This is a genomic window from Gammaproteobacteria bacterium (assembly GCA_032250735.1).
Lineage (GTDB): Bacteria > Pseudomonadota > Gammaproteobacteria > SZUA-152 > SZUA-152 > SZUA-152.
In genome coordinates, this window is the sequence record JAVVEP010000013.1 from 1 (window position 1) to 25,919 (window position 25,919).

The 25,919-nt window shown below is 55.0% G+C and carries 30 protein-coding genes and 1 tRNA gene; 20 read left to right on the forward strand and 11 right to left on the reverse strand.

Going from position 1 to position 25,919, the window contains the following annotated elements:
- Positions 1-29: 29 nt before the first annotated feature.
- From RRB22_08965 to RRB22_08975, 3 genes are all read right to left on the reverse strand, one after another.
- Positions 30-488 carry a hypothetical protein gene (locus tag RRB22_08965; GenBank protein ID MDT8384533.1) on the reverse strand — a complete coding sequence of 153 codons (459 nt, stop codon included), beginning with the start codon at positions 486-488 and terminating at the stop codon, positions 30-32.
- Positions 485-1,120 carry a transcriptional regulator gene (locus tag RRB22_08970; GenBank protein ID MDT8384534.1) on the reverse strand — a complete coding sequence of 212 codons (636 nt, stop codon included), beginning with the start codon at positions 1,118-1,120 and terminating at the stop codon, positions 485-487. Before RRB22_08970 ends, RRB22_08965 begins: the two co-directional genes overlap by 4 nt.
- 155 nt (positions 1,121-1,275) lie before the next feature.
- Complete coding sequence (locus RRB22_08975) at positions 1,276-1,635, reverse strand: hypothetical protein (protein ID MDT8384535.1); 360 nt, start codon at positions 1,633-1,635, stop codon at positions 1,276-1,278.
- On the opposite strand from RRB22_08975, the gene RRB22_08980 reads away from it, so the two are divergent.
- Both RRB22_08980 and RRB22_08985 read left to right on the forward strand, forming a co-directional pair.
- The gene (locus RRB22_08980; protein ID MDT8384536.1) at positions 1,634-2,044 is read left to right on the forward strand and encodes an MbcA/ParS/Xre antitoxin family protein; all 411 of its coding nucleotides are present in this window, start codon (positions 1,634-1,636) and stop codon (positions 2,042-2,044) included. The genes RRB22_08975 and RRB22_08980 overlap by 2 nt on opposite strands.
- Positions 2,044-2,742, forward strand: a complete 699-nt coding sequence (locus RRB22_08985; GenBank protein MDT8384537.1) for an RES family NAD+ phosphorylase — start codon at positions 2,044-2,046, stop codon at positions 2,740-2,742. The genes RRB22_08980 and RRB22_08985 overlap by 1 nt, the downstream gene beginning before the upstream one ends.
- Positions 2,743-2,866: 124 nt before the next feature.
- On the opposite strand, the gene RRB22_08990 is transcribed toward RRB22_08985, so the two are convergent.
- A tRNA-Ser gene (locus RRB22_08990) sits at positions 2,867-2,954 on the reverse strand.
- A 233-nt stretch (positions 2,955-3,187) separates the two neighbouring features.
- On the opposite strand from RRB22_08990, the gene RRB22_08995 reads away from it, so the two are divergent.
- Entirely contained in the window at positions 3,188-3,859 is a 672-nt protein-coding gene (locus tag RRB22_08995; GenBank protein MDT8384538.1) for a Bax inhibitor-1/YccA family protein, read from the forward strand.
- Between the two features lie 160 nt (positions 3,860-4,019).
- On the opposite strand, the gene RRB22_09000 is transcribed toward RRB22_08995, so the two are convergent.
- The gene (locus tag RRB22_09000; GenBank protein MDT8384539.1) at positions 4,020-4,613 is read right to left on the reverse strand and encodes a hypothetical protein; all 594 of its coding nucleotides are present in this window, start codon (positions 4,611-4,613) and stop codon (positions 4,020-4,022) included.
- Positions 4,614-4,961: 348 nt separating this feature from the next.
- Between RRB22_09000 and RRB22_09005 the strand changes: the two genes are divergently transcribed.
- Both RRB22_09005 and RRB22_09010 read left to right on the forward strand, forming a co-directional pair.
- Entirely contained in the window at positions 4,962-6,059 is a 1,098-nt protein-coding gene (locus RRB22_09005; protein MDT8384540.1) for a hypothetical protein, read from the forward strand.
- 71 nt (positions 6,060-6,130) lie between these two features.
- Positions 6,131-6,559, forward strand: coding sequence for a tetratricopeptide repeat protein (locus tag RRB22_09010; protein MDT8384541.1), 429 nt, complete (start codon positions 6,131-6,133; stop codon positions 6,557-6,559).
- A 101-nt stretch (positions 6,560-6,660) separates the two neighbouring features.
- Here the strand turns inward: RRB22_09010 and RRB22_09015 are convergent, their stop codons facing one another.
- Entirely contained in the window at positions 6,661-6,858 is a 198-nt protein-coding gene (locus tag RRB22_09015) for a hypothetical protein (GenBank protein ID MDT8384542.1), read from the reverse strand.
- Between the two features lie 662 nt (positions 6,859-7,520).
- Between RRB22_09015 and RRB22_09020 the strand changes: the two genes are divergently transcribed.
- On the forward strand, positions 7,521-8,195 hold the full coding sequence (locus tag RRB22_09020; protein MDT8384543.1) for a Fe2+-dependent dioxygenase: 675 nt from the start codon (positions 7,521-7,523) through the stop codon (positions 8,193-8,195).
- A gap of 78 nt (positions 8,196-8,273) precedes the next feature.
- On the opposite strand, the gene RRB22_09025 is transcribed toward RRB22_09020, so the two are convergent.
- The 5 genes from RRB22_09025 to RRB22_09045 all read right to left on the reverse strand — a co-directional run bounded on the left by RRB22_09025 (position 8,274) and on the right by RRB22_09045 (position 11,471).
- Positions 8,274-8,612: a TusE/DsrC/DsvC family sulfur relay protein gene (locus tag RRB22_09025; protein MDT8384544.1), complete on the reverse strand. Its 339-nt coding sequence runs from the start codon at positions 8,610-8,612 to the stop codon at positions 8,274-8,276.
- A gap of 105 nt (positions 8,613-8,717) precedes the next feature.
- A complete protein-coding gene (cas6, locus tag RRB22_09030; protein MDT8384545.1) occupies positions 8,718-9,404 on the reverse strand; it encodes a type I-MYXAN CRISPR-associated protein Cas6/Cmx6 in 687 nt (228 codons plus the stop codon).
- Positions 9,405-9,433: 29 nt separating this feature from the next.
- Positions 9,434-10,141 (reverse strand): hypothetical protein, encoded by a 708-nt coding sequence (locus RRB22_09035; GenBank protein ID MDT8384546.1) that lies wholly within the window; start codon positions 10,139-10,141, stop codon positions 9,434-9,436.
- Between the two features lie 80 nt (positions 10,142-10,221).
- A complete protein-coding gene (locus tag RRB22_09040) occupies positions 10,222-10,449 on the reverse strand; it encodes a sulfur relay protein DsrC (GenBank protein ID MDT8384547.1) in 228 nt (75 codons plus the stop codon).
- 107 nt (positions 10,450-10,556) lie between these two features.
- Positions 10,557-11,471 (reverse strand): TauD/TfdA family dioxygenase, encoded by a 915-nt coding sequence (locus RRB22_09045; GenBank protein ID MDT8384548.1) that lies wholly within the window; start codon positions 11,469-11,471, stop codon positions 10,557-10,559.
- 726 nt (positions 11,472-12,197) lie between these two features.
- On the opposite strand from RRB22_09045, the gene dsrA reads away from it, so the two are divergent.
- The 14 genes from dsrA (at position 12,198) to RRB22_09115 (ending at position 25,866) form a co-directional block, all read left to right on the forward strand.
- Entirely contained in the window at positions 12,198-13,421 is a 1,224-nt protein-coding gene (gene dsrA / locus RRB22_09050) for a dissimilatory-type sulfite reductase subunit alpha (GenBank protein MDT8384549.1), read from the forward strand.
- Between the two features lie 76 nt (positions 13,422-13,497).
- Positions 13,498-14,571, forward strand: a complete 1,074-nt coding sequence (gene dsrB / locus RRB22_09055) for a dissimilatory-type sulfite reductase subunit beta (GenBank protein ID MDT8384550.1) — start codon at positions 13,498-13,500, stop codon at positions 14,569-14,571.
- A gap of 26 nt (positions 14,572-14,597) precedes the next feature.
- Positions 14,598-14,990: a sulfurtransferase complex subunit TusD gene (gene tusD, locus RRB22_09060; GenBank protein MDT8384551.1), complete on the forward strand. Its 393-nt coding sequence runs from the start codon at positions 14,598-14,600 to the stop codon at positions 14,988-14,990.
- A gap of 12 nt (positions 14,991-15,002) precedes the next feature.
- The gene (tusC, locus tag RRB22_09065; protein ID MDT8384552.1) at positions 15,003-15,410 is read left to right on the forward strand and encodes a sulfurtransferase complex subunit TusC; all 408 of its coding nucleotides are present in this window, start codon (positions 15,003-15,005) and stop codon (positions 15,408-15,410) included.
- A 48-nt stretch (positions 15,411-15,458) separates the two neighbouring features.
- Positions 15,459-15,767 (forward strand): sulfurtransferase complex subunit TusB, encoded by a 309-nt coding sequence (gene tusB, locus RRB22_09070; GenBank protein MDT8384553.1) that lies wholly within the window; start codon positions 15,459-15,461, stop codon positions 15,765-15,767.
- A 63-nt stretch (positions 15,768-15,830) separates the two neighbouring features.
- Positions 15,831-16,163 carry a TusE/DsrC/DsvC family sulfur relay protein gene (locus tag RRB22_09075; protein ID MDT8384554.1) on the forward strand — a complete coding sequence of 111 codons (333 nt, stop codon included), beginning with the start codon at positions 15,831-15,833 and terminating at the stop codon, positions 16,161-16,163.
- Positions 16,164-16,373: 210 nt separating this feature from the next.
- Complete coding sequence (locus RRB22_09080) at positions 16,374-17,090, forward strand: respiratory nitrate reductase subunit gamma (protein ID MDT8384555.1); 717 nt, start codon at positions 16,374-16,376, stop codon at positions 17,088-17,090.
- A 15-nt stretch (positions 17,091-17,105) separates the two neighbouring features.
- The gene (locus RRB22_09085) at positions 17,106-18,608 is read left to right on the forward strand and encodes a (Fe-S)-binding protein (protein MDT8384556.1); all 1,503 of its coding nucleotides are present in this window, start codon (positions 17,106-17,108) and stop codon (positions 18,606-18,608) included.
- Positions 18,609-18,677: 69 nt separating this feature from the next.
- Entirely contained in the window at positions 18,678-20,654 is a 1,977-nt protein-coding gene (locus RRB22_09090; GenBank protein ID MDT8384557.1) for an NAD(P)-binding protein, read from the forward strand.
- A gap of 45 nt (positions 20,655-20,699) precedes the next feature.
- Positions 20,700-21,092, forward strand: coding sequence for an Hdr-like menaquinol oxidoreductase cytochrome c subunit (locus RRB22_09095; GenBank protein MDT8384558.1), 393 nt, complete (start codon positions 20,700-20,702; stop codon positions 21,090-21,092).
- Entirely contained in the window at positions 21,089-21,859 is a 771-nt protein-coding gene (locus RRB22_09100; GenBank protein ID MDT8384559.1) for a 4Fe-4S dicluster domain-containing protein, read from the forward strand. Before RRB22_09095 ends, RRB22_09100 begins: the two co-directional genes overlap by 4 nt.
- 100 nt (positions 21,860-21,959) lie before the next feature.
- Positions 21,960-23,177, forward strand: a complete 1,218-nt coding sequence (gene nrfD / locus RRB22_09105; protein MDT8384560.1) for an NrfD/PsrC family molybdoenzyme membrane anchor subunit — start codon at positions 21,960-21,962, stop codon at positions 23,175-23,177.
- Positions 23,178-23,293: 116 nt separating this feature from the next.
- Positions 23,294-24,295 (forward strand): glycosyl transferase family protein, encoded by a 1,002-nt coding sequence (locus tag RRB22_09110; GenBank protein MDT8384561.1) that lies wholly within the window; start codon positions 23,294-23,296, stop codon positions 24,293-24,295.
- A gap of 152 nt (positions 24,296-24,447) precedes the next feature.
- Positions 24,448-25,866: a cobyrinate a,c-diamide synthase gene (locus RRB22_09115; GenBank protein ID MDT8384562.1), complete on the forward strand. Its 1,419-nt coding sequence runs from the start codon at positions 24,448-24,450 to the stop codon at positions 25,864-25,866.
- Positions 25,867-25,919 lie beyond the last annotated feature (53 nt).

Below are 25,919 nucleotides of genomic sequence, written 5' to 3' on the forward strand. Positions count from 1 at the left end.
CCTTCCTGTTTCAAAATTCCCGGTGGTTTTTACCCACTAATTCTGCTGAAGAGCCCTAATTTTGTTGCTACGAAAAATACCGGCGTGACCAGTTGAATCGTTAAATCTTTCTGTAACTCATATTTTTCTGCCGCTTCTAATGCTTTTCTATACCAACGATTACTGTAACCAAGGATTTCTTCATCATCAGGCATAAAATCTACAATTAAGCCATCAAGACGCATACGGCAGTTAATATCGTCTTCCATTGATTCTTTAAAACCGCGAGCTCTAAGTCTCTTTTGAAAATGAATCCATGCTGGATAACCGATTACATGGGTAATTAAATCCACATCGTCAGTATAACGAACGGCTTCTTTAGTAACCTCATCCGTTAACAAAAGTCCCGTTGTGCAACCTCCTAAAAAGGCAACCTCCTGTAGCAAATCATCACCAAGCGCCTTTGCCACCAGCACTAACATTCCTTGCGCCTGATTGTAAGCATTCATTCCCGTAATCTCTTTTCCAAATCTTCAACAGCAAAAGCGCTTTCACGACCTCCACCTAGGCGAATAGCATCAACCAATGCAAGGAACCCATAAAGGCGAGGATCTTGTTTAACTGCCATAGGCACAGTCTTATACAATGGCTCAACGGCTTGTCCCTTTTCTTTCCCTATAGCATCAGGCCACACATAAATGTACTCCCCTGCCGTCATCAATTTACCCTCAAGAACCGGAGCTGCAATCGAGGTCGGGATACCCCTGACTATTGCCGAAGGTCTAGCTGGGTACACATACTTAATTCCATGTGCGATAAACTCTAAAAGCGCACCAACATTGGCCTTAGGAAATCCGCTTTTTCTGTCCAGCTTGGCCATCCCCACAGAAATACTTCGTTTCAATGAGGCATTCACTTCAGATTTACTTACCCCGGTTGAGGCTGCAAGACCACGATTAGAATAAGCTTCTGAAAGCAATTGCTCATATCCTTGAGCAAGAAAATTTTCATCCAACTCCCAGCCCTCCCAGTCATAAACATAACCCTTCGCAGGCTGAACCATTCCACTGTCCAGGTATTCCTTGGACTGCTGATCCAAACTAACCAATTTAAGCAATATGAAAATATCTTGACTTTTCATAATTAATCAACTCCGTACGTCCTCCGTCCTCAAACAAAGGACAATCCTGACTAACAAGATAGGCATTGTCAAGCTATCAATAGGATACGGAATGACTACAACGCTGTGGCCAAAATTACTGGACCACTACAGTTTAAACGGGACTGAAAGCGATGTTAATTGATGGAAAGTGATTGAAAAATGTGGCGCAGAACGAGGGATTGATGCGCGCCATCCCTGGCGCCCACCCCGGCGGGGCCGCCTAAAGCGGGCTCAAGCCATCCTCTATCACATTTATTTATATAACCATTTACAGGAACCCTGAAATCTCTGGAATTCTTCATTCCACAGGATCCGGTAACATTGACGAATAAACACCCGGAATATCCCAAATCTTCCCCAAAGTTGCGCAACATTTGAACCGCAGGGACCACTTCATACCCCCTCCAATGCGTTGCAATTACAACAGCCTTTGCTATATTAAAAACAACCTTGTTACTTTTTGTAACAGCTTGTTCTTCAACGAGGTGTACCATGCTCGCTACTCAACATGCTCAAAAACAGAGAACAACAGAGCGTTCAGAACAGGATCGCACTGAATTAGCCAAAATGATCATGAGGCTGTTTGCCCACTGGGAACTCCCAGCAAGGGATCAGCTGGCCTTATTAGGCTTATCACCACGCAACCGCGCCGCACTGGTTAACTACCGGGCCGGAAAGCCCCTGGCCAACAGCCAGGATTTATTGGAGCGAGTCGGCATCCTCCTGGGTATCCACAAATCCTTACGCTTACTGTTTCCCCACAATCGCGAATTGGCCTATGCCTGGATGAAGCAGCCCAATAAGGCCTTCGATGGAAAAACACCAACCGATGTGATTACCGACTACGGTTTCGCTGGTTTATACATGGTACGTGCTTATCTTGATAAAGCACGCGGACAATAATGGACACGCTTTTTGACGGCATTACCATCACGGATTTTCATGATGATACCTTCCGCAACATTGTCTCCATGCGCGTGTCAGAAAACCTGTTTGATGACATTACCGATACGCCCGAAACTGCCGATTTAGCAACCGCTGTAGAAGTCGGCGCAAAACCGCACACACATACTTCACACCAGCCGATCATCGATCGCCCCTTCGAGGAAGCGACCTACCATGAAGCGATTAAGTATCCCTTCGACACCTGGACGAAGACACGATACTCCGATGGTACCTATGGGGTGTGGTACGGAACTGATTCACTGCAAACCAGTATTTATGAAACAGTACACCACTGGCGCAAAGGCTTACTTGAAGATGCTGGCTGGGAAGATGTTGAAGGCGTAATCAGCGAGCGCAAAGTTTATAACGTGAGAATTGATGCAGGCTTACTTAACTTCCTGCCCAGGCTCGACGCCTTCCCTTCACTCATAGACCCGGAGCATTACCACTATACCCACCAGATCGGCGCACGCATTAAACATGACGGGCATCCCGGCCTCATCAGTCGATCAGCCCGCTGTGAGGGTACTGTTTATGCCATCTTTAACGCACGAGTATTATCAAACCCAAGGCCCGCATGCTTTCTCTCCTATCGTATTGAATCCGGGTCGGTAAGCATTGAGCGCCAGCCAGGTGAAATCATATTGAGAATATAATCGTACGCGGCCACCTGCGGCTGTCCCGTTTGTCTTTCCTGACAAACGGTTGAACCCGGGTTCAAATCCAGATCCCGCCCTTCGCCGCATAAAAAAGGCCCCGACAGGCGGGGCCATTTTTATGTGGCGGAGAGCGAGGGATTCGAACCCCCGGAGGGTTGCCCCTCAACGGTTTTCAAGACCGCCGCTTTCGGCCGCTCAGCCAGCTCTCCGGTTTGATGCATTGTGACCTTGCCGGCGCTGATTGAGACGGGCGGCCACTTGAAATCGACGTATCCGCCCCCAGTTCAGGCAAGGCCGGCAATCATACTGAATCGACCCGGCTATTGCCAGAGCAATGCAGCGGGTTTGACCCGCATATAGACGGAACTTATACTCCCGCACTGGTCAAATTGGACTGAATAACAATACATTAGCACCTACAAACCGTGGAGGTTTACCCCTGATGAATCCGAATCCTACTGTTATCTCCGGCGCCTCGTCCTCGGCGTTGGCGACCAACAAGCTGATCCGAAATACCTACATGCTGCTGTCGATGACCCTGCTGTTCAGCGTCGTGACGGCGGGTGCATCGGTGGCCCTGAATCTGCCGCACCCCGGCCTGATCATTACCCTGGTCGGCTATTTCGGTCTGTTGTTCCTGACCCAGAAATTCAGCAACAGCGCCCTGGGTCTGGGCTTTGTGTTTGCCCTGACCGGCTTTATGGGGCTGACACTCGGCCCTATCATTGGCCACTACCTGAACATGCCTAACGGCACGCAGACGGTGATGACGGCGCTGGGCGGTACCGGTGCGATCTTCCTGGGTCTTTCCGGCTATGCGCTGACTACCCGCAAGAACTTCAGCTTCATGGGTGGTTTCCTGATGGCCGGTATCCTGGTGGCCTTCCTGGCCGGTCTGGGCGCGGTGATCTTTCAGATGCCGATGCTGTCGCTGGCCGTGTCCGCCATGTTCGTGATGCTGATGAGCGCCCTGATCCTGTATCAAACCAGCTCGATGATTCACGGCGGCGAGACCAATTACATCATGGCGACGGTGACGCTGTATGTGAGCATCTACAACCTGTTTACCAGTCTGCTACATCTGCTGAGCGCCTTCGGTGGTAGTGACGACTAAAAGCGACGACAGAGAGCGACGACCAAGCGGTCCTGGCTTGCCTTCTGAGGCGTAGTCAATACAGCACAATAAACAGCCGTTAATAAAAAGCCCCGCATCCCTATTCAGGCTGCGGGGCTTTTTTATGCCCTTTACTCAGGCGCGCTGGCTATGCTTTGGCTCAGGCCGGCTTTATCGAAAACACATCCCGCACCACGGGACGGATGCGCTCGACCAGTTCCGGTGCCTCAATATCCATCACCTGTTCCAGCACCCACTTGTCGTCACTGATCGCCATGATCTCGGCTACATTTTTTGCCAGATAGCGCAGGAAATCGTAGCCGGGGCCGTCGTCATCAAATCCGCATTCGGCATAACTCGCCAGACGGTCGTTGAGCCGGGCAATAAATGCCGCGCGGTAATCACCCGGCCCCAGCAGCTCAAGCTGGTTGGTCTCGATGGTGGTGGCAATTTCGTTGGCGATACCATTGATGAGCACGGCGCGGTCCTCCTCGGGCACCTCGCCGTAGATCATCCGGTCGGTGATGTGCAGCATAAAGATACAGAACTCGGCGATCACATCAATGGCCTGGGTGTCTTCGCGAAAACGGAAGTTCTGCTTTTCCATGCGCGTGAAAGCCTCCTTGGCCAGCTTCCAGATATTGATGGCCACCACGCTGCACAGGTTCGCCTGCGTCTTTTCCCGGGCAGAACCTTCACGATTGCGCGCCGAGCGTTTGGAACGATGCCAACGTGTCTTGAGTCTTACTGCCATATCTTTCCCCGGTTAATGGATCACTGCGGCTATTGTAAATCCGCGGGCGCAGATAAGGTAGTTTATCGGCCCTCTCATGGTGTCTGCGGCGCTCATCCCAACCTGCCGGAGGTGGCAAAAAGCCCTATAATTTGGTGGTTTGCAGTCACCCTCAGGCTCGCTAGACTGTAACCTGAGTCCGTGGTTTAAACGTGGATGCAGGGTGCAAGATATTGGTTTCACAGGGGATCAAAAAATCTTAGCTTCACCCTTAGGTTAAGCGGGCATTTTTTGATCCGCTGTGCAATCAAGAGCTTGTGCCAGGCGCCGCGGTTAAGCCACGGATTCAGGTGTAAGTTGAGGTCACCCATGCTCGATTTAAAAGCACTCACTGAGTCGGTTCAAAAAAACTGCCATATCTCCGATGCCCAGTACGCCGGGCATTACACCCTGTGTGTCTTCCTGCTGAAGATGCGCGAGTACTATCGCTGGGAGAAGGCGATCCCCCAGTCCCAATCGCTACCCAAAGAGGCCGTGGGTATCTGGCTGACCCAACGCGAACATGAGTGGGATGCACTGGACTCCCTGCCGCTCTCGGCGATCACCATTGGCGACGAGTCATTCGGGCCCTTCGAGTCCGCGGCCATCAATCAACGCCTGAATCCGCTGGGCTATGTCTACAGTGGCGGCATCGGGGTGTTTCATAAACCCTATTTTTTCCTGGGCAAACTGGAGAAAAAGGAAACGCAACACGGCATCACCCTGCTGGTATCCTCGGAGGAATATGCCCGCGACCTGGTCGCGCCCCCGGCCATGTTTCAGGACAACACCGTCTTTATCCGCAAACAGTGTTTGCGACGCGCGATCTGGGAGCGCATAGAGGAATGGCTGTTGAAAAGGCCGGCGGAGTCACCCGTCGCCCGCACCCTGGCGTGTTATGCCCCGCAAGGCCAGCTCGATGCGATCATCAAAACGGCGGGCGAGTTCTCTCCCGGCGCGCACAGTGAGGCGATGGAATCGATACTGGACCGGATTACCGAAAACGAGCTGGAATCCGTCTTCCTTCATGAGACTGGCGAGGCCCAGGCACAGCGACTGCTGGGGCCGCAATGGCAGGCCCTGCTCAGTGAGCTGCCACGTTCACAGGCGGAACTGATCGCCCGCGCGGTGCGCGATCATCTGGCCGACAGCCTCACCACCCTGCCCCGCCTGCTGGAGACCGAAAACGCGGCCTCCCTGCATTACTATTTCGCCAATTTTACGGGCATGCGCCGGGAACTGTTTCCACAGGCCGTACTGGCCTATCAGGCATGGGCCGAGTCTGGTAACCTCGAACCCCTCAAACGGCTCGGCCAGCATGGTCCCCAGCGCTGGCTATCATTGGCCCGGCAGATCCTTGCCCTGCACGATACACACCGGACTTCGCTGGCCGCGGACATTGAGGCGCTGTTGCTGACGAATCCTTAACAGGCTCTTTACCCGCCGTAATCCCAAAACCACTACACCCCGCAACCCACCACACACCAATGAGTACATCCATGAACGATACAGACCTGGAGTTACAAAGCGGTATCGCCGCCTTCGAAGCCAAAGATTTCACCAGCGCAATGCGCCTGCTTTCCACCCTCGCAGACCAGGGCGTCGCGGAGGCGCAATATCGCATGGGCATGATGCTGCAAAACGGCCTGGGCCGCGTCAAGAATACCGAGGCCGCCATCCGCTGGATGCGCGCCGCCGCCGAGCAGAATCACGCCTACGCACAGCATGGCATGGGGGTGATGTACCTGTACGGGGAAGGGGTCGAAAAGGATGAGGCTATGGCGGTGCAGTGGTTTCGCCGTGCGGCAGAGCAGGGGCTTCCCGGCGCGCAGATGACCCTGGGCATGATGTACGAAAATGGTCAGGGGGTGGAAAAGGATGAGCTCGAGGCCCGACGCTGGTACAAGCTGGCGGACGAAAACAGCTAGCTGCGCCCAGGTCGATACCAAAATTTCCGCTCAAAAAAAAGGCCACTCAGATTGAGTGGCCCTTTTTTTCGACAACTTTTCGACAGTTGAAACGGTGCGGCTTATTTATTTACCCATTCCGAAAAATTGTCACTGTTCTTGTCTTCGCCATCGGCATAACCGGCTTCGTAGGCGTCATTCACACGCTGCTCTTCCACTTTTGGATTTTGCAGATAACCACTGGCCCAACCAACAATATATTCACGGGAAACGCTGGCTTTTTCCATTTTATCAATGGCGGCGTAATAGTCTTGGTTCATTCGATTCTTCTCCCGGTCGTTCGTCGTTTGAATTACAGTAAATTAGATTATGCTTATGGTACCCTATCGAAACGATTTTGCAATCCGTTTTTCTCACTCCATTCCACCTATACATTCTACCTATAGAGGACGAATGTGAAAAACGACACGCTAATTGATTCAGGCCCCCAGTCCAGGGCATTGATTTGACCCGACGCGGCGACAAATTCATACTTTCTACTCGCAGCTATACCGGCATTTTAGCCTCGAAATCGGCCCGCTACCGAACAAGTTTGTTAACTTTAACCTGAATCCGTGGCTTAACCGCGGCGCCTGGCACAAACTCTTGATTGTTCACCACATCCATGTGGTTCACCCCTACGGGGCTTACGCGCCAAATCGCTCCTGGCGATTTGGTCCACAGCGGATCAAAAAATGCCCGCTTAACCTAAGGGTGAAGCTAATATTTTTTGAAACCCCTGTGGAATCAATATCTTGCACCATGCATCCACGTTTAAACCACAGATCCAGGTTGAATAAAATCAATAAGATAAAATATAAGGCTTTCATCCAAGGCCAAGGCGAAAACCCTGCTCTGAATGGGCCTATATCGATCACCCCGGGCCTTACAAACCGGACTCACGATTCCGGCCACCCACGGCCAGCACCTGCGGAAGGATCACATGCTACTCCAACTCGACAATATCCTCGATGCCGGCAAACTCAGCAATATCCAGGCGATGCTGGCCAAGGTCAGTTTTATCGATGGCAAGCACAGCGCCGGCCTGGCCGCGAGCCGCGTCAAGAACAACCAGGAAATGAAACAGGGCACACAGCAGGCGGAGTATCTCGATCATCTGCTGATGGGCAGTCTGGCGGAGAATGCCGATTTTCGTAGCGCCGCCCTGCCCTATCGGGTGGCCCAGCCGGTGTTTGCGCGTTACACCCAGGGTATGCGCTACGGTAATCATGTGGACGATCCGATCATGGGGGGCGGCGCGGAGAAGTTTCGCACCGATGTCTCCGTCACCGTGTTTCTCAATGAGCCCGAGGACTACGACGGGGGGGAGTTGATCATCAGTACCTCGTATGGCGAAAAGGCCGTGAAACTGCCGGCAGGGTCTGCGGTGATCTATCCTTCAGCGAGTGTTCACCGGGTGGCGGAGATTACTCGCGGTGAGCGCCTGGCGGCGATCGTGTGGCTACAGAGCATGGTGCGCGACCCCGCCCAACGTGAATTGCTGTATGAGCTGGATCAGGCCCGCAACACCCTGTTGGGCCGCGATCCCGATGCACTGGAAACCCAACAGGTCGACCACTCCTACGTGAACTTGTTGCGGATGTGGAGCGAGGTGTAGGAGTCTGTTAAGTATCGCCAATAAAAAAGGCCCGGCATCTGTCGATGACGGGCCTTTTTTACGCGAGCAGGCTAACAATCAATAGCCACCCTTGCGACGCGATTCCGGCAGGCCGGCAATACGTCCACCCTGCTTGCTCGGATCCTTGGGAAACAGTTCGTAAATATCTTTCTGCCCAATCTTTTCGTTCCATTTCTCGGACATCGCCTTGACGATAGCACGGGTATTGGGCTGGTTACCGGCGTTATTGATGTATTCGTCCCGCAAATACTCAATCAGGTCCCAGTGTTTATCCGTGAGTTCAACGCCCTCTTCTCTGGCAACATGCTCCGCCAGGGCCTTGCTCCAGTCTTCATGATTGATGAGGTAGCCGCCGGGAGTCGTTTCAATGCTCTTACCGTCAATCTCAATAGCCATGCTCTTTGCTCTCCTTTATTGGTCAATTGTTGAAAGTTAGTGGGTGTCAATAAATCCGGGGTTAAAGATCAGAGGTTAAAAAACCAGGGTTAAAAAAACCAGGAATTAATCATTTTGCTTGCGTAGATCATCAATGCCTTTATGCGGAATAAAGAGCCCGCAGCCCAGATGCCGATAGGGGCCTATGCCCTTCTGCTGCAAGCGCAGGGATTCGTCCACTTCCAGTCCCGCAATCATCAGGCTGCGGGTGCGAATACGGGCATCGGGCGTACCAATAAAGTGTTCTGTACCGCACATCATTTTACGCGGTTTGATATCCAGCGCCTGCAGCTGCGCATAGACCCAGTCCAGCACCTGTTCCTCTACCGCCATGTCCTGATCGGTGGCAATCGCGCGAGAAAACAGGGTGGTGAGGGTCACCAATGGGCGCTCGGTGGCGGACTTTACTTCCAGGGTATTGCCCGCCACATCCAGCACGGCGCCTTCCAAGATCTTGGCATCACTGACGCGATGTGCGGGCACACGCAGTTCCAGGCGCGTACGTTTCGACAGATGCAGCAGGGCATTGGGGTCTTCGGGCCTGATCCAGCCGTTACCAGAGGTGGCAACATTAATGGCATGCAAACCGGCCTCGGGCTCATCCACCAGCCAGGGCAGGCTTGCCTGCACGGCCTGGGACAATGCATAAACATGGTCTACCGGCAGGCTGCGGCAGTTCAGGCCGAACACCAGATCCACCACGGCATTATCCGTGTTGACTGTTTGCGGCTGTTCGTCGTCTTGCCAGTACATGTCTAACCTTTAATAGATTTCATTGGGTTTTACTGGTCAGGCAATGATGCCCAGATCGCATCACGATCCACCCACCAGTCATCCTGCACCAGTACATCCACGACATTACGCAATCGTGGCAGAAATTTTTCCGGCTCCTTGAGTTCCAGCTTGTCCAGCCAGTAATCAAATTGCTCCTGCTTTTCCACCTCACTGTGACGCCGCGCGACGGTTGCCAGCATATGGTTGGTGAATAACAGTAAATTGTCGCGTTGTTTGCCTTCCGATCTCAGATCAACCAGATAGCGTGCAACAATCGCGGCCACCGCCGCGCCATCGGAATCCGTCGGCGTTTCATCAATAATGTGTTGCAATAGGGCAACCGACAATTCGACATCAATGGGGAAGGTCACCGCCAGCCAGACGCCCTGCCCCAGGGCCGCCAGTGAATAGGGTTGATCGGCCAGAAACATGACATTGCAGGCAGCGGCGGCGGATTCCCAGTCCTGCCCGGCAACAAACACATCAAAGGCTTCGCGCGCGGTATCAAAGGCCTCTTCACGCCGCGCCAGCTCCACCAGAATTTCGGCGATACGCAGCAATACCGCGGCACGCTGTACCGGCTGATAGCCTGCCGGCAGCTCCATCAGCTCCTGACGCGCAGTCGCCAGATCATGTTCTAATTGAGGAATCGAGACAGCGGCCTCATCACCACTGTCCGCATCCCGCATGCCCATATTGTCATCCAGATATTTCATAATATTTCTCGCTCACTCAGGCCCGCGCGGCGATCACGGCCTGCCGACTCAATGCACATTCGAGGATGCAGGGCATCCCCCTAGTCTTCTTCGGTACAGCCTTTATAGGCACCCATCACAGAATGCACGCCGGCAAAGGCGCCTTCTACCTTGTCTTCCCAGTTGCCGGGCGTATCGGGATAGCTGGGCTTGATATCGATCTTGAGATGGATCTCGCCCTGCTTGGCCTTCTCGTCAATCAGCTGCAGCAACTGTTCAAACGATTCGTAGTGTGGATTCTGGATCAATAATTCACTCAGATAAATCATCGTGATTCCCAATGTTGATGTTGTCGATGCAAATAAAGGTACCATTTAAAGCTGATCCGGCGGTTCGCCTACTACATCCGGTTATACCACGTGATCATAGCATTCGGTCACAACACTCGATCATAATAACGGGCGCGATACATCAATCGCCCCGCTTCAGCATCCGCATCATTCTCAAAGGCGCTGCGGGTATGCAGGACATTGTTACTGATAATGCCTTCACCGGCGGCGAGACGCCTTTTAAAACAATATGGCGATTGCTCCGTCAACAGCCGCTCGACACATTTTACCGCCGCCTGTGTATCGGCATCGGCTTTCCACACTATGGACCGGGTGCGTGCAGTGTACCGCATGTGCAAATGGCCGCTGTGGGGATCCACTGAAAATACCGGCCCGGATTGGGCAGGACGAATTTCGGTGCCGGCCTCGATATTGGCAGGAATGGTCATCACGTCCTCCTGCATCAAGGCCGCAACATGGTTCGGGTTTTCATCACGCAGCTGCAGATACAACATCTCATGATCCATCAGGGCATTCTCGCCACCCCGTGCTGCCGGGCGGGCACAGTGCAAGACCATGGCGTGAATGGTGCGCGATGGCGGATTATAGTAACCGTCGGTATGCCAGCTAATGGCGCGATTACTATAAGGAATATATTCATGCTGGCGTGGCTGGGCGGAGACCTGCAGGGCAGAGATGCCGTCATCCTCGGCGTAGAGATTCTGGTCCAGACGCGACAGGCCAAATTGCCGCCCCATGCGGGCCACCGCCGAGCTGTCCGATATCCGCTCATCGCGAGGCCCTTTGCTCACATAAACCGCCATATTGGCGCGGGCACAGCTCCGGCGCAGGGCACTGCGCTCGGCGTCGGTCAAGTCAAACGGATCGGCCACCTCCACCACCAGCTGCTCCAGGTCGTGTGGATAAGACGACAATTTCTGCTCACGCCACGCGGCATAGGCGCGTTCGTCGCCCAACGCAAAGGGATTTCCATCCATGACGGGATTCAGCTTATCGACCATTTTATTGCAGCCTGTTTTCGACATATTTTTCAACATATGACATATGTAGTGTGATCCATTAAAGCATCGTCGCCAGGGCGCCGACATCACATCGCCTGACGGGCTTATAACCTACAACGGACCACATCTTAAAATTACCATATAATCATATTAGCGTCTGTTAATATTTAGAGAAATAGTCTACAGTATCCTGATGGGTGGTTGCATATACCGTTCGAGATGAATGCCGAAAGGCAACATCAACGAGCATGGGCCATCATTCTGCAACTATAGACAGATAGCTATAGACAGGCAGTTATAGACAGACAGGCGAGGGATAATATCCCGGGACATCGCGTTGCGGGCCCGAATTGGCCATGCATACCGGACGGATCTAGCAGGCCGAGGGGTCCCGCGTCCAGCTCCAACAGGGGCAGTATCACCAAAGGGATAGCCGCTACGCAAAGTCCCTTCCCCTTCTGGTCAATTTGCACCTTGGCGTCTGTCTCATACACTTCATTGCTACGAAACGAATCATTGTAAGGCGCTCTCCATGCCGACCAGCGGGTAGAGTGAAGAAAGTAACAGGCGGTGCGTCACCCTGATCGGTACGCAAAATGTCGAACGAGTTTGAATTCAAACGAGGAGAACTGGGCCATGGCCGAGCAAACACCGAAGAATCCTGAAGTACACAGCACTTATCTCCCCAAGGAGAAAAAGTCGACCAAACCTTTCCATGACACCCCCATGATCGACACGCTGGAATCCGGCCCGTGGCCAAGCTTCGTCACCGGCCTCAAGCGTCTGGCCATGGCAGAGACTCACGGCAACATGATGGTCGACCTGCTGGGTCAGCTCGAACACTCTTACAATACCCGTCTCGGTTACTGGAAAGGCGGTACCGTGTCCGTACTGGGTTACGGCGGCGGTATCATTCCCCGCTTCACCGAGCTGATGGGCGAAAATGGCAAGCCCATGTTCCCCGAATCCAAGGAATTCCACACCGTGCGCGTGCAGCCACCCGCCGGTAACCACTACAGCACCACCATGCTGCGTCAGCTGTCCAACTCCTGGAACAAGTACGGCTCGGGCCTCATCGCCTTCCACGGCCAGACCGGCAACATCATGTTCATCGGTACAACTTCTGACAATGTCCAACCCTTCTTTGATGAAATCAATGACTACGGTTGGGATCTCGGCGGCGCCGGCCCTTGCGTCCGTACCGGCATGTCCTGCGTCGGTGCAGCCCGTTGCGAACAGTCCTGCGCCAATGAACAGAAGATTCACCGGATGCTGGTGAACAACTTCCTTGACGACATGCATCGCCCCGCCCTGCCCTACAAATTCAAATTCAAAGTGTCCGGTTGCCCGAATGACTGCATGAACTCCATCCAGCGTTCCGACTTTGCCGTGATCGGTACCTGGCGCGATGACATGAAAGTCGATCAGGACGAAGTGAAGAAATTTGTTGCTGCCAAAGGCCGCAAATACGTCATCGACAGCGTAGTGAATATGTGTCCTACCAGCGCCCTGTCACTGAATGACGACGACACCCTGGCCGTGGACAACCGCAACTGCGTGCGTTGCATGCACTGCATCAACGTCATGACCCGCGCCCTGTCACCCGGCGACGACCACGGCGTCACCATCCTGCTGGGCGGCAAACGCACCCTCAAGATCGGCGACACCATGGGTACCGTGCTGATCCCCTTCAAGAAGCTGGAAACCGAAGAGGATTACGAAAGCCTGGTTGAGCTTACCGAGGAAATCATTGATTTCTGGGCAGAAAACGCCCTGGAGCACGAGCGCGTGGGCGAAACCATCGACCGCATCGGGCTGGTCAACTTCCTCGAAGGCATCAATGTCGATGTCGATCCCAACATGATCTCCGAGGCACGTCAGAGCAGCTATGTGCGCATGGATACCTGGGACGAAGAAGCCGAGAAGTGGAAAGAGCGGCAGGCAGGCTAACCCCTGGGCTCGCCTGAGCAGACTGTACTTGCACGCTAAACAACGCATCAACAAATTATTTGATTGGAGATAACAGATGAGCGCAAAACCACGCTTTCCCATCGAGAGTGGTGTACCGGATCCCTTCCAGTACATGCACCCGGCCTATATCAAAAACTACGGCAACTGGGCCTATCATGACCGCCCACGCCCTGGCGTACTGCATCATGTCTCTAAAACGGGTGATGAAGTCTGGACCGTGCGCGTGGGCACCCAGCGCCAATTAGGCCCGTACGAGATCAACCTGCTGTGTGACATCATCGACAGGCTGGCCGACGGTTATGTCCGTTTCACGATCCGCTCCAACATGGAAGTGACCGTCACCGACGAAGCCAAGGTACAGCCCCTGATCGACGCCTTTGAAGACGCCGGTTATCCGGTGGGCGGAACCGGTCCCTCCGTGACCATGATCTCCCACACCCAGGGCTGGTTGCACTGCGACATCCCCGGCACCGATGCCTCCGGCGTGGTTAAGGCACTGATGGATGAGCTGTACGAGGAGTTCAAGACGGAAAGCATGCCTAACCGCGTGCACATGACCACTTCCTGCTGCCAGATTAACTGCGGCGGCCAGGGCGATATCGCCATCAACGTGCAGCACACCAAGCCACCCAAGATTAACCATGACCTGGTCGCCAACGTCTGCGAACGTCCGACGGTGGTGGCGCGATGCCCGGTTGCGGCGATCCGCCCTGCCATGGTCAACGGCAAACCTTCACTGGAAGTGGACGAGAAGAAGTGCATCTGTTGCGGCGCCTGCTTCCCACCCTGCCCGCCGATGCAGATCAATGACCCGGAACATTCCAAGCTGGCCATCTGGGTGGGCGGTAAACACTCCAATGCCCGTAGCAAACCGATGTTCCACAAACTGGTCGCTGCCGGCATCCCCAACAATGCACCCCGTTGGCCTGAAGTGACCGCAGTCGTAAAAAACATTCTTCATACCTATAAGAATGATGCCAAAGACTGGGAACGTATTGGTGACTGGATCGAACGCATCGGCTGGCCGCGCTTCTTCGAGCTGACCCAGCTGCCGTTCACCAAGTTCCATATCGACAACTGGACCGGTGCCCGTAAAACGCTCAATGCCTCGACGCATATCCGTTTCTAACGTCTACAAGAGGCTAAGCGTAAACTATGAAATTTTCTGTAATGATCAGCGAAGGCCCGTACACGCATCAGGCGTCGGACACGGCCTATAACTTCACCAAAGCGGCTCTGGAGAATGGACACGAATGTTTTCGTGTCTTTTTCTACCACGATGGCGTCAACAACGGCACTCGCCTGTCGACGCCGCCAACGGATGATCGTAATGTGATCAACCGCTGGTCGGAACTGGCCGCAGCGCACAATCTGGATCTGGTGTTATGCGTTGCCGCCGCCCAGCGTCGCGGTATCGCAGATGCCGACGAGGCCAAGCGCAATGGCAAAGATGCCGACAACATCGCACCGGGTTTTCGCATTTCCGGCCTGGGCCAGTTAATCGAAGCCGGCATCCAGAGTGACCGTTTGGTCACCTTTGGCGACTAGGGGAAGTAAGCAATGTCTGAAACGAAAAAATTTTTATACGTCAATCGTAAGGCTCCCTATGGAACCATTTACGCGCTGGAATCACTGGAAGTGGTGCTGATCGGCGCCGCCTTTGAACAGGATGTCGCCCTCGCCTTTTTGGACGATGGCGTCTATCAGCTCACCAAAGGCCAGGCTACCGACGAGGTAGGCATGAAGAACTTTTCACCCACCTACCGGGCACTGGGCGATTACGACGTCAACAAAATCTATGTGGAGCAAGAGTCCCTGGATGCGCGCGGTCTAAGCCTCGACGACCTGCAAGCTCTGACCTATGAAGACGAAGATGACGATTATGCCGAAAAGGATTCCATCAAAGTGGTATCCGCAGCCGAGCTGGCCAAAATCATGGAACAGTCCGACGTCATACTGAGCTTCTAATTCGAGATTGAACGCGAGCTTAAACGAGCTTAAAGAAGGAAGAGATACATGTCACAGCTACACACGGTAAACAAATCGCCTCTCGATCGCAATGCGCTGGAATCAGCGATCAGACACGCGACGAAAGGCAACGCCGTCCTCATGATCGAAGATGGCGTTTACGGTGCCATGAAAGGCACACAAAAGTCGGCAATGGTATCCGATGCAATGGGCGATATTTCTTTTTATGTCATGGGGCCCGACCTCAAGGCGCGAGGAATTGATGAAGGCCGCATTATAGATGGCGTCAAAGTGGTTGATTATAGCGGTTTTGTAACGTTGGTTGCAGAACACGGCATAACACAATCCTGGCTCTAGCATTTTAGTCATTAAGCAAATCCAACCAAAATTAACTGAAAATAAACTGAAGGAGAGATTAACATGGCCCTAGAAGTAGCTGGCAAAACCGTCGAGACCGATGAAGAAGGTTACCTGGAAAACCGTGACGAATGGGACATGGATGTTGCCAAAGCCATCGCCGCAGCAGAAGGTCTTGAAATGACCGACAGTCACTGGGAAGTGGTGAACTTCCTGCGTGAATATTATGAAGAATACCAGATTGCGCCTGCGGTTCGCGTGTTGACCAAGGCCATCGGCAAAAAACTGGGCAAGGACAAAGGCAACAGCAAATATCTGTACGAACTGTACCCTTACGGCCCTGCCAAGCAGGCATGTAAGATTGCCGGTCTGCCCAAGCCTACCGGTTGCGTGTAATTACGCAGCACTGAGTTGTTCGCACTATCTGACCGGGCTGGTTTTATTTGCCAGCCCGGTTAGCGAACCACCACACAACAGGTCACGTTACTAAAAATCAGTCTGTTATCGACAATGTTTTGTATCGCGATAGCGCGCTTATTTTTATTTGCAGCTTGTTAGCAATCAAGATTCATTAATTAAACCCTTTTGTTAACCACAGGTTTACTCATGACGCTTTCAGTGGTTTTTGCCATCTTGTTTTATGCTGCAGCACTGCTACTAATTGGCGGACTGGCACGCAAAATAATGGTTTATTCGCGCACACCTGCGCCACTCAAGATCCCCACCACACCCGCCCCCACCACCAAATCCGGCGTGGTCTGGCGCATGACCAAAGAGGTCACGGTCTTTCAAAGTCTGTTCAAGTCCAACAAATGGATCTGGTTGTTCGGCTGGGTGTTTCATGTCGCCCTGGCCCTGGTGCTACTGCGTCACCTGCGCTATTTCCAGGAACCCGTGTGGACCGTTGTCACCCTGATTCAACCCTTCGGCAAGTATGCCGCCTTTGCCATGCTGATTGGCCTGGGCGGATTGTGGGCGCGGCGTTTTCTGGTTGACCGCGTTCGCTACATTACCAATCTGTCTGACCACCTGATGTTAGCACTGCTAGTGGCCATCGGACTCAGTGGTCTGGGCATCAAGTATCTTGCACACACCGATATCGTTGCGCTGAAGACCTACATGTTAGGGTTGCTGTATTTCGACCTGCAACCACTCCCCAGCGACGGTTTTGTGTTACTCCATTTGAGTCTGGTGATCATCCTGATGGTGATATTTCCCATCAGCAAACTGCTGCACGTACCAGGGCTGTTTTTCATGCCAACGCGTAACCAGGTCGATAACCCCCGCGAAGTTCGCCATACGGCGGGCTGGACGGCAGAATAAAAACGAGGTTTAAACGTGGCAGCCGACTTCGACACACCCGAGCTATTCAACAATATCGAGATCATCGATACGCCCAAATATGAGGCGGACACGATGGCTCATAGTAGCCCCTATGTGGCCAAGGCCGTCCACAATGAAAAACTCGGCTTCCCCGGCGAGCTGGTGGATAACTGGGAACAAAAAGCCGTTAGCCGTCTGGGAGAACTGGTGGATGGCTCACGGGCCCTGCGCACCTTTCTCGACAGCTGCGTGAAGTGCGGCGCCTGCACCGACAAATGCCACTACTACCTCGGCACCAAAGATCCGAAAAACATGCCGGTGGCACGCCAGGATCTATTGCGCAGCATTTATCGCCGCTACTACACCGTGTCCGGCAAGTATTTTCCCAAACTGGTGGGCGCGCGCGACATGGACAAGAGCGTACTGGACGAATGGTACAGCTACTTCCATCAGTGTTCGCAGTGCCGCCGCTGCTCCGTATTCTGCCCTTACGGCATAGATACCGCAGAAATTTCCATGGCCGCACGCGACATCATGGACACGGTGGGCAAAGGCCAGAAATACTGCAATGAAATCCTCGGCAAGCTGCAGACCGTCGGCAATAACCTCGGCCTGCCAAAACCGGCCCTGCTTGATACGCTGGAAGGCCTGGAAGAGGAAGTGGAGGAAGATACCGGCGTCGCCGTCAAATATCCGTTAGATGTTAAAGGCGCCGATGTACTGCTGATCACGCCGTCGGCCGACTTCTTCGCCGAACCCCATATTGACGGGCTCATCGGTTACGGCAAGGTCTTCCATCAGGCCGGCATCAGCTGGACGCTGTCCTCATATGCCTCGGAAGCCGCCAACTTCTCCATGTTCATCGGCAGCGGCGACAACCTCAAGAAGGTTGCCCAGCGTATTCGCGATGCCGCCGAAGAGCTCGGCGTCAAGCGCATTATCGTCGGCGAGTGTGGCCATGCCTGGCGCGTGGCTTACAGCTTCTGGAATACCCTGATCGGTCCCTTCGACTTTCTGGACCCCCGCTATCCTGCACCACAGCACATCGTTGAATTTACCTACGATCTGATTCAGCGCGGCGCATTGAATCTTGACAAGGAGGCCAACGATCATCGGCGCATCACCTTCCACGATTCCTGCAATGTGGCGCGCGCCTCACGCATGGGTAACATCCCCGGCGGACAGTTCATTCTGCCGCGCGCATTGATCAAGGCTTCCGCCAACCACTTTTTTGACATGGCGCCCGAAACCATCCACGAAAACACCTTCTGTTGCGGTGGCGGCGGCGGCCTGTTGACCGACGATCTGCTGGAGCTGCGCATCAAGGGCGCGATGCCGCGCATGCAGGCCCTGAAGCAGGTGGTGGATGAACACAATGTAAATTCCATGGTCGCCATTTGCGCAATCTGCAAGGCCCAGTTCAATAAGGCATTGCCGGCGTACCAATTCCCCATGGATATGATTACCAGTTTGCACCAGGTGGTGGGCGACGCCATCCAGCTGGGCACCAAAGACTAGATTTCGACCATTTTATAAACGATAACGATTTGAACCAATCGACACCCAGTGGATTAGGAGACTGACGCTATGGCTACGCCGGCAGACGAAGTAAAAAAAGACTACACCTTCCGCAAATTTAAGGATGGCGACCATGAGATCACCCGTTGGAGTGAGCAGATCTTTGTTGCCGATCACTCGCACAAATGTCCAACCTATGTACACCAGACTCCACCCTGCCAGGGCAGCTGTCCCTCGGGCGAAGACATTCGCGGCTGGCTGAACATTGTACGCGGCATTGAAAAACCCACGGAAGGAATCGACTGGAAAGAATACGCCTTTCGCCGTTCAACCCAGGCCAATCCCTTCCCGTCGGTCATGGGCCGCGTCTGCCCCGCCCCCTGTCAGGATGGCTGTAACCGCAACCAGGTTGACGACTTTGTGGGCATCAACGCCGTCGAGCAGTTCATCGGTGACAGCGCGCTGGATGCCGGCCTGAAATTTACACCGGGCCCGGATACCGGCAAAAAGGTCGCCATCATCGGTGGCGGCCCCTGTGGCCTGGCGGCCGCTTACCAGCTGCGCCTGCGCGGCCATGCCTGCACCATCTTCGATGACCACGAAGACCTGGGCGGCATGATGATGTACGGCATTCCAGGGTATCGTACCCCGCGTGACGTGCTGCACGGCGAGATGAATCGCATTATCGAGATGGGTGTGGAAACCCGCCTGAAGACCCGCGTGGGTGAAGACATCACCCTGGCCGAACTGGAAAAGCAGTTTGACGCCGTGTTATTCGCCATCGGCGCGCAGTCCGGTCGTGACCTGCCGGTGGACAACTTTACCGAAGCCAGCAACTGTCTGTCGGGTGTTGCCTTCCTCGCCGCCTTTAACCAAGGCCGCCTGAAAGGCGTGGCCGGCAAAGTGGTCGTTATCGGTGGTGGCGATACCTCCATCGACGTGGCATCGGTGGCCCGCCGTATCGGTAAGATCACCGATATCCACGAAAATGATCGCCCGGAAAACATCATTCTGGGCCAAACGGCTCACGATGTTGTCGGTGTTGCCAACCGTGAAGGCGCCGAGGTTGCACTGCTTTCCCGCCACCCCATCTCCAGCATGACGGCCGCCAAACATGAAATTGACGATGCGACCCGCGAAGGTGTCGAAATTATCGATTCCATCGACCCGGTCGGCGTCATCATGGGCGCCAATGGCCGCGCCACTGCATTGCGCGTGCGCAAGCTGCAGTGGGAAGGCAGCAAGATGACGCCTATCGAAGGCTCTGAATATGATATCGAAGCCGATCTGATCGTCTCGGCGATCGGTCAAACCGGCAACCTGAAAGGCATGGAAGAGTTTGGTAACGCGCGCGGCCTGATCGACGCCGATGCAAATTTCCAGGTGCCGAATAAACCCGGCTTCTTTGTCGCGGGCGATATCGTGCAGCCGCATTTGCTGACCACGGTGATTGGCCAGGCATCGGTGGCTGTGGAAAGCATCGACCACTACCTCAACCATAAAAAACAGGGTAAACGTCCGAAGGTTGATGTACATCACTTCGACCTGTTGAACAAGTTGCGCGAAACTCACCACGAACCTGCCCACTTCGACCCTGAGGGCGATGCCAAGGTACGCGGTATCGACCGTGGTCTACGCGGTACCTCGGATGCGGATTTTGCGATCCACAATTACGAAGACCGCTCCGCGCATCAGATTATTTCCGCTGACAAGCTGTTCCTCGGTCATTTCAAAAACGAAGAACGCCATGTCCGCACCGAAGAGGTGCCGAGCGCCGAAGAGGTGCTGGGTCACTTCGAGGAACGCATGAATGCGTTGACGGAAGAGGAAACGATCGCCGAGGCCAAACGCTGCATGAGCTGCGGCATGTGTTTCGAATGCGACAACTGCGTGATTTACTGCCCGCAGGATGCCGTGTTCAAGGTCGATAAAACACAGTCCACTACGGGTCGTTACGTCGATACCGATTACAACAAATGCATTGGTTGTCACATCTGTGCAGACGTGTGCCCTACCGGCTATATCCAGATGGGCCTTGGTGAATAAGGCCTGGATTGAAATACCGATGGCAAATGTACTGGAGTGATGAGCTTGAAACCTTACTGGCGTCCTTTTATATCGTTGTTTATTTTCGTCACGCTGGCGACACCGGCTCTGGCCGGTGCGCCACGTCCCGATATCCCTGATGCGATAAAGGGAGAACAGTGCGTGGAAGACACCGACTTTATGCGCAGGAACCACATGGATGTGTTGCTGCATCAGCGTGACGAGACGATGCATAAGGGTATTCGTACCAAAAAGCACAGTCTGAAAGAGTGTTTCACCTGTCACGTGGTAAAAGACGCCAACAACACGCCAGTATCCGTCAGCAACCCAAAACATTTCTGCCGCGAGTGTCATGACTATGCCGCAGTGAAGGTTGACTGTTTCCAGTGCCACACCTCTGTACCGGGTGGGCGCAAGGCAACGGGGGCAAGATTATGAGCAATACACCGCAACAACAGGCCGGCGAACCGGCGGAGCAGAATCAGATCGACAGCTATCGCCGTAAACTCCTTGGTGGTGGCGCCGCCATTGCGGGCGCTGCAGCCCTCGGCCCTGGCGTGTTCTTTACCAGCGTGGCACGTGCCAAACCTGCCGACCAGGCGGTCAGCAGTGAGGTGCGCTGGGGTTTCCTGATCGACGCCAACAAGTGTGCCGATAATTGCGACAAATGTGTCACCGCCTGCAATGACGAGCATAACCTCACCGGCTTCGGGCGTCCCGAAACCGATGCCCAGTGGATTCGCGCCGTCACCCTGCGTGACCGGAAAACCGGACACACCACCAAGCTACCGATGATGTGCCAGCACTGTGCGCACCCGCCCTGCGTTGACGTCTGCCCCACCGGCGCCTCCTTCAAGCGGGCCGACGGTATTGTGCTGGTGGACAAGCACATCTGCATTGGTTGCCGCTACTGCATGATGGCCTGCCCCTACAAGGCACGCTCCTTTGTGCACGAAACCATCACCAACCAGCAGGAATATTCGCCGCGCGGCAAGGGTACCGTCGAAAGCTGCACCCTGTGCGTGCACCGTGTGGACAAGGGCGAGATTCCCGCCTGCGCCGAGGCCTGTCCGGAAAAGGCCATTCTGTTCGGGAATCTGAATGATCCCGGCAGCGACATCAGCCAACGCATGGCCACTGAGGCATCCACCGAGGTTCGCGGTGATTTGCGCCTGGATCTGGGCGTGCGTTACCAGGGTATTTAAAGCACAGTGCTAAGGACTAAGAAGGACTAGGTTCAGGCGATACGCAATGGCGTGTGCCGGAATGACGATATGAAAAAGAACCAGTGGTGAGCAAAAACAAATGAAACCAACGACCTTTCGTGAAATTGACGGTACCAGCAAGGGCTACTACGTCCTGTTAGGCCTGTTGGGCCTGATACTCGCTGCAGGCCTGGGCTCCGCCTACTACATGGAACACAACGGCCACTGGGTCACCGGCATGAATAACCAGATCGTCTGGGGCATGCCGCACGTGTTCGCGGTGTTCCTGATTGTCGCCGCCTCTGGCGCACTCAACGTCGCATCCATCTCCTCCGTTTTCGGCAAGACCTCGTACAAACCGCTGGCGCCGCTGTCCGGCCTGCTGGCCATTGCCCTGTTGATCGGCGGCCTGATGGTGCTGGTGCTCGACCTCGGTCGCCCCGACCGCCTGATCGTGGCCATGACCTACTACAACTTCAAGTCCATCTTTGCCTGGAATATGATCCTGTATAACGGTTTCCTGGCCATTGTGATCATCTATCTGTGGACCATGATGCAGCGCAAGATGAACAAATATTCCAAAGTGGCCGGATTTTTTGCCTTTATCTGGCGACTGGCATTGACCATCGGTACCGGCTCCATTTTTGGCTTCATCGTGGCCCGCCAATACTATGATGCCGCGATCATGGCCCCCATGTTTGTGGTCATGTCCTTTTCGTTTGGGCTGGCCTTTATGCTGATCGTCCTGCTGGCCACCTATCAGTGGACCGGCCGCGAGATCGGTAGCCATATCGTCTCCCGCCTGCAACGTCTGCAGGGCCTGTTTGTCGCAGCAGTATTGCTGTTTGTGGTGATCTTTCATCTCACCAACCTCTACGCAACCCAGCATCACGGCGTCGAGAATTTCATTCTCGCGGGCGATAATATTTACAGCGGCCTGTTTTGGGTCGGTTACCTGCTGCTGGGCACCGTGTTTCCATTGATCATCTGTTACGCACCGGCCTTCCGCGCCTCTATCGGCTGGACCGCAGCGGCGGCGGTCATGGTGATCGCTGGCGGCCTGTCACAGATGTACATGATCATCATCGGCGGACAGGCCTACCCCATGGACCTGTTTCCGGGCAAGGATGTCAGCAGCAGTTTCTATGACGGTGTGGTGGCCAGCTATGCACCCAGCGCACCGGAAGTCGCCCTGGGTCTGGGCGGCACCGCAGTAACCTTTATCGCGGTGATGATCGCCATCAAGGTGCTGCGCTTCCTGCCGCTCAGTCTGGCCAATTCCCAGACCGATCCGCACTATTCAGCAGAGGAAAGATAAAAGATGAAAGATGAAAGTAACTGCATAGCAATCATACCTGCAACGGTTCGGAACAATGGCGCCGTTACCGACCTTTCTCTTGTCCCTTTTCTCTTTCCACTTTGCCCTTTCCTCTGATGGCTACTGAACATCCCTTCGCACAATATGTCCGCATCCTCGGCAAAGGCAAAAACGGCTCGCGGCCGCTAACCCAGGACGAGGCCTTCGAGGCCTTCCGCATGATCCTGGCGGATGAGGTGCACCCCGAACAGCTGGGCGCCTTCCTGATGCTGATGCGGGTCAAGGAAGAAACGCCGGAAGAGCTGGCCGGCTTTATCCGTGCGGTGAAGCAGACCCTGGTGATCCCCCCGGATGCGCCGGAGGTCCATCTGGACTGGTCCAGCTATGCCGGCAAGCGTCGCCACCTGCCATGGTTTATCCTCTCCAACCTGCTGCTGGCGCAGAACGGCATCAACATTTTCATGCACGGCGCCAGCGGCCACACCGCCGGGCGCATGTACACCAAGGATGTGCTGAGCGCCCTGGGGATCGCCCCCTGCACCTCGCTGCAGGAATCGGCCGAGCGTATCCGCGCAACGGGTTTTGCCTATCTTGACCTCGAATACCTCAGCCCCAAACTGCACACGATCATCGAACTGCGGCCCATTCTCGGCCTGCGTTCACCCGTGCATACCATCGCCCGCATGCTCAACCCGTTTGACGCCGAGTACGTGATGCAGGGCATCTTCCACCCTGGTTATCGCCCCATGCACCAGGAGGCCGCCCTGCTGCTCAAACAGCCCCACCTGGCGGTCATCAAGGGCGATGGCGGTGAGATCGAGCGCGACCCGGATACCGCCTGCCTGGTACAAAGCGTGCACCATGGCGAACTGTCCGATGAAGAGTGGCCCGCCCTGTACACCAAGCGCCACGTCAAGGATCCCGAGCTGGATGTACAGCGCCTGCGCGCCGCCTGGCAGGGTGACGACAGCGACGAATACGGCATTGGTGCGGTCATCGGCACCACCGCCATCGTCCTGAAAATGATGGGCCGCGCCCCTGACATCGCCACTGCCGAGGCGCAGGCCAGGGCCCTGTGGGAGGCGCGGGCGAAGGAGAATTTCGGCGCCGCCGCCTGAGCGCGGCTTGAAAAGTCCCCGCGCGTTGAAATCCGGTTTACAACCCCCATTTAGCCTGTGTAAGCCCTGGCACGGCGGCAAAGGCCGGCCGGCCTCGCCGGTAGCCGGGGTCTTTTCCACCGCCTGTTTTCAGCCCTGATCCGTCTGACGCCATGTCCCAACTCTTTATCTCCGCCGCGCACAAATCTTCGGGCAAAACCACGCTCAGCATCGGCCTGTGCGCCGCCCTGCGTCAGCGCGGACTGCGGGTCCAGCCCTTCAAAAAGGGCCCCGATTACATCGACCCGATGTGGCTGACGCGCGCGGCCGGCAACGCCTGCTACAACCTGGACTTCCACACCCAGAGCCATGCGGAAATTCTCGCCACCGTGGGCCGCTATCAGCACAGCAGTGATATCAGCCTTATCGAAGGCAACAAGGGCCTCTACGACGGGCTCGATCTCGACGGCAGCAACAGCAACGCCGCCCTCGCCACGCTCCTGAAATCGCCGGTCATTCTGGTGATCGACGCCCAGGGCATGACCCGCGGCATCGCGCCACTGATCCTGGGCTATCAGCAGTTTGAACCCGACATCAACATCGCCGGGGTGATCCTCAACCAATTAGGTGGCCGTCGCCACGAGTCCAAACTCCGCGCCGTGATCGAACACTACACCGACGTACCGGTGGTGGGCGCGGTGCAACGTGACCCCCTGCTCAACATCCAGCAACGGCATCTTGGCCTGATCCCCAGCAACGAGGCGCAGGCGGTGGAACAGCAGATCGATGAGCTGGCCCGGCGGATTGCCGAACAGGTTGACCTCGACCGCCTGCAGCACATCGCCCGGCAGGCGCCGCTGCCGGAGCTCCCACCCGCAGCAACACCGCCGTTGCCGACCGTGGATATCCGTATCGGTATCGCCCAGGATGCCGCCTTTGGTTTTTATTATCCCGACGACCTGCAGGCCTTCCGAGAGGCCGGTGCCGAGCTGATCGGTATTGACACCCTGCACGATGACAGCCTGCCCGCGATCGATGGCCTGTTCATCGGCGGCGGATTTCCCGAGACTCAGATGCAGGCCCTGGAGACCAATCGCCCCCTGCGCATGGCCATCCGTGACGCCATCGAATCCGGCCTGCCGGTGTACGCCGAATGCGGCGGGCTGATGTACCTCTCCCGCAGCCTGCGCTGGGACGACCAGCAGTGCCAAATGGTGGGGGCACTGGACATGGATATTGTCATGCACCCGCGACCGCAGGGCCGGGGATACGTCAAACTGAAAGAGACCGGCGACGGTCTTTGGGCGGGCGGCCCAATGGCAAAGCGGGCGACCGCCGATGTAGGGCAGGAAGGAGAACAGGCGGCCGAGGCCATCATCCACGCCCACGAATTCCATTACTCCGCTCCGGGGGCGCTCGCAAAAAACACACGTTTCGCCTATCGTGTACTGCGGGGACACGGCGTCGATGGTGAATCCGACGGCATTGTGTACCGCAACGTGCTGGCCAATTACAGCCACATGCGCAACGTACAGGGCAACCCATGGGTAAAACGCTTTGTCGCGTTTGTGCGCAGCCAGCGCAATAAATAACCGTATCTAGCCCGCAGCATTTTAAAATCCATTCACTTTGCAAACCGAGAAAA

Coding starts and splice junctions, on each gene's coding strand:
- RRB22_08965 (MDT8384533.1), bottom strand. CDS start 488: ATGAATGCTTACAATCAGGCGCAAGGAATGTTAGTGCTGGTGGCAAAG.
- RRB22_08970 (MDT8384534.1), bottom strand. CDS start 1,120: ATGAAAAGTCAAGATATTTTCATATTGCTTAAATTGGTTAGTTTGGAT.
- RRB22_08980 (MDT8384536.1), top strand. CDS start 1,634: ATGCTCGCTACTCAACATGCTCAAAAACAGAGAACAACAGAGCGTTCA.
- RRB22_08975 (MDT8384535.1), bottom strand. CDS start 1,635: ATGGTACACCTCGTTGAAGAACAAGCTGTTACAAAAAGTAACAAGGTT.
- RRB22_08985 (MDT8384537.1), top strand. CDS start 2,044: ATGGACACGCTTTTTGACGGCATTACCATCACGGATTTTCATGATGAT.
- RRB22_08995 (MDT8384538.1), top strand. CDS start 3,188: ATGAATCCGAATCCTACTGTTATCTCCGGCGCCTCGTCCTCGGCGTTG.
- RRB22_09000 (MDT8384539.1), bottom strand. CDS start 4,613: ATGGCAGTAAGACTCAAGACACGTTGGCATCGTTCCAAACGCTCGGCG.
- RRB22_09005 (MDT8384540.1), top strand. CDS start 4,962: ATGCTCGATTTAAAAGCACTCACTGAGTCGGTTCAAAAAAACTGCCAT.
- RRB22_09010 (MDT8384541.1), top strand. CDS start 6,131: ATGAACGATACAGACCTGGAGTTACAAAGCGGTATCGCCGCCTTCGAA.
- RRB22_09015 (MDT8384542.1), bottom strand. CDS start 6,858: ATGAACCAAGACTATTACGCCGCCATTGATAAAATGGAAAAAGCCAGC.
- RRB22_09020 (MDT8384543.1), top strand. CDS start 7,521: ATGCTACTCCAACTCGACAATATCCTCGATGCCGGCAAACTCAGCAAT.
- RRB22_09025 (MDT8384544.1), bottom strand. CDS start 8,612: ATGGCTATTGAGATTGACGGTAAGAGCATTGAAACGACTCCCGGCGGC.
- cas6 (MDT8384545.1), bottom strand. CDS start 9,404: ATGTACTGGCAAGACGACGAACAGCCGCAAACAGTCAACACGGATAAT.
- RRB22_09035 (MDT8384546.1), bottom strand. CDS start 10,141: ATGAAATATCTGGATGACAATATGGGCATGCGGGATGCGGACAGTGGT.
- RRB22_09040 (MDT8384547.1), bottom strand. CDS start 10,449: ATGATTTATCTGAGTGAATTATTGATCCAGAATCCACACTACGAATCG.
- RRB22_09045 (MDT8384548.1), bottom strand. CDS start 11,471: ATGGTCGATAAGCTGAATCCCGTCATGGATGGAAATCCCTTTGCGTTG.
- dsrA (MDT8384549.1), top strand. CDS start 12,198: ATGATCGACACGCTGGAATCCGGCCCGTGGCCAAGCTTCGTCACCGGC.
- dsrB (MDT8384550.1), top strand. CDS start 13,498: ATGAGCGCAAAACCACGCTTTCCCATCGAGAGTGGTGTACCGGATCCC.
- tusD (MDT8384551.1), top strand. CDS start 14,598: ATGAAATTTTCTGTAATGATCAGCGAAGGCCCGTACACGCATCAGGCG.
- tusC (MDT8384552.1), top strand. CDS start 15,003: ATGTCTGAAACGAAAAAATTTTTATACGTCAATCGTAAGGCTCCCTAT.
- tusB (MDT8384553.1), top strand. CDS start 15,459: ATGTCACAGCTACACACGGTAAACAAATCGCCTCTCGATCGCAATGCG.
- RRB22_09075 (MDT8384554.1), top strand. CDS start 15,831: ATGGCCCTAGAAGTAGCTGGCAAAACCGTCGAGACCGATGAAGAAGGT.
- RRB22_09080 (MDT8384555.1), top strand. CDS start 16,374: ATGACGCTTTCAGTGGTTTTTGCCATCTTGTTTTATGCTGCAGCACTG.
- RRB22_09090 (MDT8384557.1), top strand. CDS start 18,678: ATGGCTACGCCGGCAGACGAAGTAAAAAAAGACTACACCTTCCGCAAA.
- RRB22_09100 (MDT8384559.1), top strand. CDS start 21,089: ATGAGCAATACACCGCAACAACAGGCCGGCGAACCGGCGGAGCAGAAT.
- nrfD (MDT8384560.1), top strand. CDS start 21,960: ATGAAACCAACGACCTTTCGTGAAATTGACGGTACCAGCAAGGGCTAC.
- RRB22_09110 (MDT8384561.1), top strand. CDS start 23,294: ATGGCTACTGAACATCCCTTCGCACAATATGTCCGCATCCTCGGCAAA.
- RRB22_09115 (MDT8384562.1), top strand. CDS start 24,448: ATGTCCCAACTCTTTATCTCCGCCGCGCACAAATCTTCGGGCAAAACC.